The sequence below is a fragment of the Rubrivivax gelatinosus genome, assembly GCF_004340905.1.
Classification (GTDB): Bacteria; Pseudomonadota; Gammaproteobacteria; order Burkholderiales; family Burkholderiaceae_C; genus Rubrivivax; species Rubrivivax gelatinosus.
Genome location: NZ_SLXD01000019.1, coordinates 47,872 through 56,164, shown reverse-complemented (window position 1 = coordinate 56,164; position 8,293 = coordinate 47,872). Strand labels below are relative to the sequence as shown.

Here is an 8,293-nt window from a genome sequence, read left to right as displayed (position 1 = left end):
AAGGGCCTCGTCGCTCGTCTCATAGTCGACGTCGCTCGCGCCGCGCCGAGAACTGGCAAGGTGATCAGGCAGGCTGACGAACATTTCTAATCAGGGCGGGCCTTGTCGGCGCAGGCGAAGATCAGCGATCAGCTGGAAGCGACGCAGTACATGTTCAACGACTTCTCCCGCCAGGTGAACAAGATCGACGAACAGATGACGGTGCTGACGAGAATGAAGGAGGCCAACGGCCAGAGCGCCTACGAGCTCAGCGACCAGGCCTATCGCGAGGCCCGCAACCTGATGATCGGCCTGGTGCTCGCGTCGGTGCTGCTGGGTGTCGGCCTGGGCGTCTGGCTGACGCGCGGCCTGATGCGCCAGCTGGGCGGCGAACCGGACGAGGCCGTGGAGCTGGCGCGCCACGTGGCGTCGGGCGACCTGGCCCGGCGCGTCGAGCTTCGCCGCGGCGACACCACCAGCGTCATGGCGGTGCTGGCGCAGATGCAGACCAACCTGTCGCGTGTCGTGTCCGGTGTGCGCCGCAACTCGGAGAGTGTGGCCACGGCCAGCGCCCAGATCGCTCAGGGCAACCAGGATCTGTCCAGTCGCACCGAGGAGCAGGCCAGCGCGCTGCAGCAGACCGCGGCGACGATGGAGCAGCTGAGCTCGACGGTGCGCAGCAACGCCGAGAGCGCCAAGCAGGCCAACCAGTTGGCCCAGGGCGCGTCGGCGGTGGCAGCCGAAGGCGGCGCCGTGGTCGGCAAGGTGGTCGGCACGATGCAGGACATCAGCGAGAGCAGCCGCAGGATCGGCGACATCATCGGCGTCATCGACGGCATCGCGTTCCAGACCAACATCCTGGCGCTGAACGCCGCGGTGGAGGCGGCGCGCGCCGGCGAGCAGGGGCGCGGCTTCGCCGTCGTGGCCGGCGAGGTGCGCACGCTGGCGCAGCGCAGCGCCGAGGCGGCCAAGGAGATCAAGACCCTCATCGGCCGCAGCGTCGAGCAGGTGGAGCAGGGCACGGTGCTGGTCGACCAGGCGGGCAAGACGATGGACGAGATCGTCGGTTCGATCCGCCGCGTCAGCGACATCGTCGCCGAGATCACCGCGGCCACGGTGGAGCAGAGCGCCGGCATCCAGCAGGTGGGCGACGCCGTCGGTCAGATGGACCAGGTGACGCAGCAGAACGCCTCGCTGGTCGAAGAAAGCGCCGCCGCCGCCGAGAGCCTGAAGAGCCAGGCGCAGCAACTGGTGCAGGCCGTGGCGGTGTTCCGGCTGGCCGAGGACGCCTATGCAGCGCCTGGCGCCGATGTTCCGGCATCCGGGGCGCCGGTGCAGGAACGCGGCGCTGAGCGCACGCCGGCGGTGCTCGCCGCGGTCACGAAACCCCAGGACCCCGCCCCAACCCCGTCGCCCCGCCAGGCCGGCGCGACGGCGGCCAAGGCCGAGGACTGGACCACGTTCTGAAGGCGGCAAGCGGCGGCGAGGCGCCGCTTCACCTTGCCGGTGGTGACGTGCCGGCGTATCTCTTTATACTCCCCCCCAGTACGAAGGAGACCCGCCGATGCCGCACTCGCCGGCCGAACGCAAACGTGTCGTCACCCGGCTGCGCCGCATCAAGGGCCAGGCCGAGGCGCTGGAGCGTGCGGTCGAGGCCGGCACCGACTGCGGCGATCTGCTGCAGCAGATCGCGGCGCTGAGAGGTGCCGCACACGGGCTGATGGCCGACGTGCTCGAAGGCCATCTGCGCGAGACTTTCGGCGCCAGCGCCGAACGTGCCGTGACGGCCGCCGATCCGCAGGCCGAGGTCGACCGCCTCGTGCTGCTCGTGCGCTCCTTCACCCGCTGAACAAGGTCCAACCAGGAGACACCATGATCAAGTCCCGAGCCGCCGTCGCCTTCGCCGCCGGCCAGCCGCTGCAGATCGTCGAGATCGACGTCGCCCCGCCGAAGAAGGGCGAGGTGCTGGTCAGGATCACCCACACCGGCGTCTGCCACACCGACGCCTTCACGCTGAGCGGCGACGACCCCGAGGGCGTGTTCCCCGCGGTGCTGGGCCACGAGGGCGCGGGCATCGTCGTCGAGGTCGGCGAAGGCGTCACCAGCCTGAAGCCGGGCGACCACGTGATCCCGCTGTACACCGCCGAATGCGGCGAGTGCCTGTTCTGCAAGTCGGGCAAGACCAACCTCTGCGTCGCGGTGCGCGCCACGCAGGGCAAGGGCCTGATGCCCGACGGCACGACGCGCTTCTCCTACAACGGCCAGCCGATCTACCACTACATGGGCTGCTCGACCTTCAGCGAGTACACCGTCGTCGCCGAGGTGTCGCTGGCCAAGGTGAACCCCGAGGCCAACCCCGAGCAGGTCTGCCTGCTGGGCTGCGGCGTCACCACCGGCCTGGGCGCGGTGAAGAACACCGCCAAGGTGCAGCCGGGCGACAGCGTCGCGGTCTTCGGCCTCGGCGGCATCGGCCTGGCGGTGGTGCACGGCGCCCAGCTCGCCGGGGCCGGCCGCATCATCGCCGTCGACACCAACCCGTCGAAGTTCGACCTCGCACGCACCTTCGGCGCGACCGACTGCGTCAACCCGAAGGATCACGACAAGCCGATCCAGCAGGTCATCGTCGAGATGACGGGCTGGGGCGTCGACCATTCCTTCGAGTGCATCGGCAATGTCCACGTGATGCGCGCGGCGCTGGAGTGCGCGCACCGCGGCTGGGGCCAGTCGGTGGTCATCGGCGTGGCCGGTGCCGGGCAGGAGATCTCGACGCGGCCCTTCCAGCTCGTCACCGGCCGGCGCTGGCTGGGCACGGCCTTCGGCGGCGTCAAGGGCCGCAGCGAGCTGCCGGGCATGGTCGAAGACGCGATGTCCGGGCGCATCCGCCTGGAGCCCTTCGTCACGCACACGATGCCGCTGCAGGAGATCAACGAAGCCTTCGACCTGATGCACCGCGGCGAGTCGATCCGCAGCGTCGTGCACTACTGAGGCCGCGGCGATGCAACGCGTCGAACACCACGCCAGCTTCGGCGGCCGCCAGGAGGTCTGGCGCCACGATTCGGCCACGCTGGGCTGCGAGATGCGCTTCGGCCTGTACCTGCCGCCGCAGGCGCTGGCCGGCCAGGCCTGCCCGGTCGTCTACTGGCTGTCGGGCCTGACCTGCAGCGAGCAGAACTTCATCACCAAGGCCGGCGCCCAGGCGCACGCGGCGCGGCTGGGGCTGATCCTCGTCGCGCCCGACACCAGCCCGCGCGACCCCGGCGGCACGCTGGGTGTCGCCGACGACCCGGCCTACGACCTGGGCCAGGGCGCCGGCTTCTACCTCGACGCGACGCAGGAGCCCTGGGCGCGCCACTACCGCATGGAGAGCTACGTCGTGCACGAGCTGCCGGCGCTGGTGGAAGCGCAGGTCGCGACGACCGGCCGGCGCGCCATCTTCGGCCACTCGATGGGAGGCCACGGCGCGCTGACGCTGGCGCTGCGCCATCCGGGGCGCTACGCCAGCGTCTCGGCCTTTTCGCCGATCGTCGCGCCGGCGCGCGTGCCCTGGGGCCGCAAGGCCTTCGCCGCCTACCTGGGTGACGACGAGAGCGCCTGGGCGGCGCACGACGCGACGGCGCTGATCGCCGGCGCCAGCGAGCGCCTGCCGCTGCTCGTCGACCAGGGCGAGGCCGACGAGTTCCTGGCCGGGCAGCTGAAGCCTGAACTACTGGAAGAAGCCTGTGCGGCCGCCGGCCACCCGCTGACGCTGCGCCGCCAGCCGGGTTACGGCCACAGCTACTACTTCATCGCCAGCTTCGTGGGCGAGCACCTGGAGCACCACGCGCGCGCACTGGCCGCGTGAGTGGCGGAAGGCAGCAGGAGTCGAACCTACCCGGGAGCGGCTGACGCCCCCGACCGGGTTTGAAGCCCGGGCGCACCACCGGGTGCGTTTGCCTTCCATGTCGCCCCGGTATTCGGGGCGGCGCATCGTATCAAGGCCTCGCGCCGCTTGCCGGCGCAGGGCCGGCCGGGTGTTCACGCAGCACACGCCGGTCGCGCACGCGGCGCGTGTAGCCGACGCGGTCGAAGTGCTCCAGCACCTGGATCGCGCGTTTGCGCCCCAGGCCGCAGGCGTCGCGGAACTCGGCCGCGCCGACCTCGCCACGCGGCGCGGCGGCGCTCAGGTCGTCCAGCAGCGTCAGCAGCTTCGTCACCGTGGCCTCGGGGTAGAACAGGTCCTTGACGACCTGCTGCAGCTCGCCACGGCGTGCCAGCTTGCGCAGCACCGTGCGCACCTGGTCCTCCGGCGCGCCGGTGGCGGCGGCCAGGTCGCGCACCCAGGGCGGGTCGGCGCCGCCGTCGGCCAGGCGCGGCAGCAGGCGTTCGGCGAGCACCTGCTCGGCAGCACTGAGGTTCACCGCATGGCCCGGCAGGTGCAGCCAGGAGCCCTGGCGCGCCAGCGTGCCGTCGGCCAGCATCGATTCCAGCAGCGCCGGCCACAGCGCGTCGTGGCCGGCGTCGGCGGCACCTGGTTGCACGATGCGGCGAAGGCGCGCGGCGTTGAGGCCGGGCTCGTCGGGCGAACGCTGGTGGAAGTCGCCCAGCACCGCGACGACACGTTCACGCCAGCGCTGCCAGACCGGCGGCGCGACGAGCAGTGCGTCGCCAGCGGGCAGCGCGACGGCGACGGCGTCGGCCGGCGCGGTGTCGTGGCCCAGCAGCAGCGCCAGCCGCGAACTCGCCAGCCCGGCGGGCGCCAGTGCCAGCAGGCGGGCCGCGGCCTCGGGCGTGGCCTCGGCCTGCGCCGCTTCCAGCGCGTCCAGCCAGGTCAGGCGCTCGGCGCTGCGGCGCCGGCGTTCGGGCGCCCAGAGGTCGACGACGCGGCCGCCGCCGATGGTGCGGCTGGCCTGGGCGTTGCGCAGGATCAGCCGGTCGCCGGGCAGGGCCCAGACCGGCGTCTCGAAGACGAGCTGCACACGCGCCGAGGCGCCGGCGGCCGGCGGCTGGGCGTCCAGCGGCACGAGATGCGCGACGTGGTGGCTGGTGCCCAGGTGCACGTGCACCGGCGCCCAGTGCGCCAGTGCCGGCGCGTCGGGCAGCAGGCGGATACGCGCGTCCAGGCGCTCGCTGCGCACCAGCGTCGCCGGTGCGGCGATCCAGTCGCCGCGCTGGAGGGTCTCGCGTTCGATGCCGGCCAGCACCAGCGCGCAGCGCTGGCCGGCGCGGCCTTCGTCGGCCGGGCGGTTCTGGGCGTGGATCGAGCGCACACGCACCGCCTGGCCGCTGGCCGAATGCTGCAGCGTGTCGCCGACGCGCACACGCCCGGCGAACACGGTGCCGGTGACCGCCGTGCCCTGGCCGGCGAGCGTGAAGATACGGTCGACCGCGAGGCGGAAACCGCCGTCGGCGCGGCGTTCGGAGCGTTCGTGCGCGACGGCTTCCAGGTGCGCGCGCAGCGCGGCGACGCCGGGGTCGGCGTCGGCGGTGGCCACGGTCTCGAACACCGGCGCGCCGGCCAGCGGCGAGCCGGCCAGCAGCGCGGTGATCTCGGCGCGCACCTCGTCGCGGCGCGCCGGCGGCACGCGGTCGGCCTTGTTCAGCGCCACCGAACCGTGGTGCACGCCCAGCAGGTCCAGGATCGCCAGGTGCTCGCGAGTCTGCGGCATCACGCCGTCGTCGGCGGCGACGACCAGCAGCGCGTGGTCGATGCCGACGGCGCCAGCGACCATCGTGCGCACGAAACGTTCGTGGCCCGGCACGTCGACGATGCCCAGCACCGTGCCGTCGGCCAGCGGCGCGTAGGCGTAGCCGAGCTCGATCGAGATGCCGCGCTCGCGCTCTTCCTTCAGCCGGTCGGTGGCGACGCCGGTCAGCGCACGCACCAGCGCGGTCTTGCCGTGGTCGATGTGGCCGGCGGTGCCGACGATCATCGCGGCGTCCCCAGGGCCTGGGCCAGCGTATCGAACTGGGCCGCGAACGCGGCTTCGTCCGCCGCTTCGACGCAGCGCAGGTCCAGCCACAGCGCGCCGTCGGCGATGCGGCCGATCACCGGCCGCGGCAGGCCGCGCAAGGCTTCTTCCAGCCGCGCCAGCGCACGCCCGCTGCGTTTGCCCGCCGGTCGCAGCACCAGGCCGGCGCTGGGCAGCGTGTCGACCGGCAGCGCGCCGCTGCCGATCTGGCTGTACAGCGCCACGACCTCGACCGCGGCGCCTTCGCCCAGCGCCGCCTGCAGCGGCGCCCGCAGGCGCTCGGCCGCGGCGCGGATTTCGGCCTGCGGGCGTGTGAACAGCCGCAGCGTCGGCAGCCGTGCGGCCAGGTGTTCGGGCTCGCGGTACAGGCGCAGCACCGGCTCCAGCGCCGCCAGCGTCAGCTTGCCGACCCGCAGCGCACGCTTCAGCGGGTTCTTCTTGATCTTGGCGATCAGGTCCTGGCGGCCGACGATCAGCCCGGCTTGCGGGCCGCCCAGCAGCTTGTCGCCGCTGAAGCTGACGACGTCGGCGCCGGCAGCCACCGTCTCGCGCACCGTGGTCTCGCGCGGCAGGCCGTGCGCCGCCAGGTCGGCCAGTGTGCCGCTGCCCAGGTCCACGGCCAGCGGCAGCCCGTGCGCGTGGGCGATGCGCGCGACCTCGGCCTCGGCGACGCTGGCGGTGAAACCTTCGACGGCGTAGTTGCTGCAGTGCACCTTCATCAGCAGCGCGGTGCGTGGGCCGATCGCGCCTTCGTAGTCGCGCGCGTGGGTGCGGTTGGTCGTGCCGACCTCGACCAGCTTGGCGCCGGCACGCGCCATGATGTCCGGGATGCGGAAGGCGCCGCCGATCTCGACCAGCTCGCCGCGCGAGACGATCACTTCCTTGCGCGGCGCCAGCGACGACAGCATCAGCAGCACCGCGGCGGCGTTGTTGTTGACCACCGTCGCCGCCTCGGCGCCGGTCAGCTCGCGCAGCAAGTCGTCGACGACGTCGTCGCGGTCGCCGCGGCCGCCGGTGGCGAGGTCGTATTCCAGGTTGGCCGGCGCGGTGAGCGCCTGCACGACGGCCTGCACCGCGGTGTCGGGCAGCAGCGCGCGGCCGAGGTTGGTGTGCAGCACGGTGCCGGTGCAGTTGAAGACGGCGCGCAGGCGTGGCTGGTCTTCGGCTGCCAGCGCGGCGGCCACCGCCGCGGCGATGGCCGGCAGCGCGAGTTCGGCTGCCGGCAGTTCGCCGGCGAGCAGGCGCTCGCGCAGGCGCTGCAGCCGCGCACGCACCGCGGCCGTCGTGCGCGTCGCGCCGTGCGCGGCCAGCACCGGCGCCAGTTCGGCGCAGGCGAGCACGCGGTCCACCGCCGGCAGGCGGGCTGCCGGGGCGGTCATTCCGAGCCGGGCTCGCCCTCGGGCAGTGCGAGCAGCGGGTTGCCCGAGGCGCGTTCGAACTCGGTCTCGGCCATCAGCAGGTCCAGGCGCAGGCTGGCCAGGTCGTCGGCCAGCGGTTCGGCCAGCGGGTCTTCGTGCTGGTCGACCTGCTTGCGGTAGCTGTGGCAGGCCGTGCAGGTCTCGGCGAGCACGGTCTTGCCGCCGTCCTCGACACCGAGGAAGCGCACGCCGGCGGTCGATTCGCAGTGGCTGCACTTGACGCGCACCATGTGCCACTCGGTGGCGCAAAGGCCGCAATGCAGATAGCGGTGGCCGCCCGCGGCGCCGCCGATGCGCAGCACGCTGGCCACCGGCGGCGTGCCGCAGACCGGGCAGGTGGTCGGCTCGGCCGGCACGCCCAGCGCGTCGGCGTCGAGCCGGCTGGCGCGGTCGGCCCAGACCACCTGCAGCGCCGCCATCACGACCGGCTGCAGCGCCGCGGTGTCGGCGTCGACGTCTTCGTCGAGCAGGTCGACGGCCAGCGCATCGAGCGCCGCGGCGTCCATCGAACGCAGGCGCAGCAGCTGCTCGCGCAGCGGCGCCGGCAGCGTGTCGCCGGCCGCCAGCGCGCGCTCGACGATCTGCGCCAGCACCTCGCGCCAGGCGGGGTCGGGCTTGTCCTGCGTCGGCAGCGGCGGCATGCCGTGCTCGAGTGCACGCTGCAGCACGGCGGCGTCGGGCGGCGTCGTCTTGACCGTCGCCGCCGCGGCGGCCTGGCCGTCGGCGAGCAGGGCGACGAAACGCAGGTAGTCGGCGATCGGGTGGCCGTCGGCGAGCTGGCGCAGGCGCGCGGCGCGTTCGGCATAAAGCTCCGTCGGCCGGGGCAGGCGGATGCGGGGGAAGTCGATGGCGTCCAGGGCCTCGATCTCGCCCGGCTGGAGGATTCGCTGCACGCGGGTTCCTTGTTCGTTGGATGTGACTCCGCCCGCGGCCGCCGGGTGGCGACAC

At 73.1% G+C, this 8,293-nt stretch carries 7 protein-coding genes and 1 tRNA gene; 4 read left to right on the top strand and 4 right to left on the bottom strand.

All coding sequences use genetic code 11. The features are described from left to right. Positions 1-150: 150 nt before the first annotated feature. From EV684_RS22415 to fghA, 4 genes are all read left to right on the top strand, one after another. Complete coding sequence (locus EV684_RS22415) at positions 151-1,446, top strand: methyl-accepting chemotaxis protein (protein WP_132649573.1); 1,296 nt, start codon at positions 151-153, stop codon at positions 1,444-1,446. 97 nt (positions 1,447-1,543) lie between these two features. After that, the gene (locus EV684_RS22410; RefSeq protein WP_132649567.1) at positions 1,544-1,828 is read left to right on the top strand and encodes a metal/formaldehyde-sensitive transcriptional repressor; all 285 of its coding nucleotides are present in this window, start codon (positions 1,544-1,546) and stop codon (positions 1,826-1,828) included. Between the two features lie 26 nt (positions 1,829-1,854). Continuing rightward, positions 1,855-2,964, top strand: a complete 1,110-nt coding sequence (locus tag EV684_RS22405; protein ID WP_132649572.1) for an S-(hydroxymethyl)glutathione dehydrogenase/class III alcohol dehydrogenase — start codon at positions 1,855-1,857, stop codon at positions 2,962-2,964. A 10-nt stretch (positions 2,965-2,974) separates the two neighbouring features. Beyond that, a complete protein-coding gene (fghA, locus tag EV684_RS22400) occupies positions 2,975-3,820 on the top strand; it encodes an S-formylglutathione hydrolase (RefSeq protein WP_132649566.1) in 846 nt (281 codons plus the stop codon). A gap of 1 nt (position 3,821) precedes the next feature. Here fghA and EV684_RS22395 read toward each other — a convergent pair. The 4 genes from EV684_RS22395 to fdhE all read right to left on the bottom strand — a co-directional run bounded on the left by EV684_RS22395 (position 3,822) and on the right by fdhE (position 8,238). Next, positions 3,822-3,917 (bottom strand) — tRNA-Sec (locus EV684_RS22395). Between the two features lie 33 nt (positions 3,918-3,950). Beyond that, positions 3,951-5,888: a selenocysteine-specific translation elongation factor gene (selB, locus tag EV684_RS22390; RefSeq protein ID WP_132649565.1), complete on the bottom strand. Its 1,938-nt coding sequence runs from the start codon at positions 5,886-5,888 to the stop codon at positions 3,951-3,953. Continuing rightward, positions 5,885-7,306, bottom strand: coding sequence for an L-seryl-tRNA(Sec) selenium transferase (selA, locus tag EV684_RS22385; RefSeq protein ID WP_132649564.1), 1,422 nt, complete (start codon positions 7,304-7,306; stop codon positions 5,885-5,887). The genes selB and selA overlap by 4 nt, the downstream gene beginning before the upstream one ends. Then, positions 7,303-8,238: a formate dehydrogenase accessory protein FdhE gene (gene fdhE, locus EV684_RS22380; RefSeq protein WP_132649563.1), complete on the bottom strand. Its 936-nt coding sequence runs from the start codon at positions 8,236-8,238 to the stop codon at positions 7,303-7,305. The genes selA and fdhE overlap by 4 nt, the downstream gene beginning before the upstream one ends. Between the last annotated feature and the right edge of the window lie 55 nt (positions 8,239-8,293).

Excerpts from the sequence above, each read along its gene's own strand:
- EV684_RS22415 (WP_132649573.1), top strand. The coding sequence starts at position 151 with ATGTTCAACGACTTCTCCCGCCAGGTGAACAAGATCGACGAACAGATG.
- EV684_RS22410 (WP_132649567.1), top strand. The coding sequence starts at position 1,544 with ATGCCGCACTCGCCGGCCGAACGCAAACGTGTCGTCACCCGGCTGCGC.
- fghA (WP_132649566.1), top strand. The coding sequence starts at position 2,975 with ATGCAACGCGTCGAACACCACGCCAGCTTCGGCGGCCGCCAGGAGGTC.
- selB (WP_132649565.1), bottom strand. The coding sequence starts at position 5,888 with ATGATCGTCGGCACCGCCGGCCACATCGACCACGGCAAGACCGCGCTG.
- selA (WP_132649564.1), bottom strand. The coding sequence starts at position 7,306 with ATGACCGCCCCGGCAGCCCGCCTGCCGGCGGTGGACCGCGTGCTCGCC.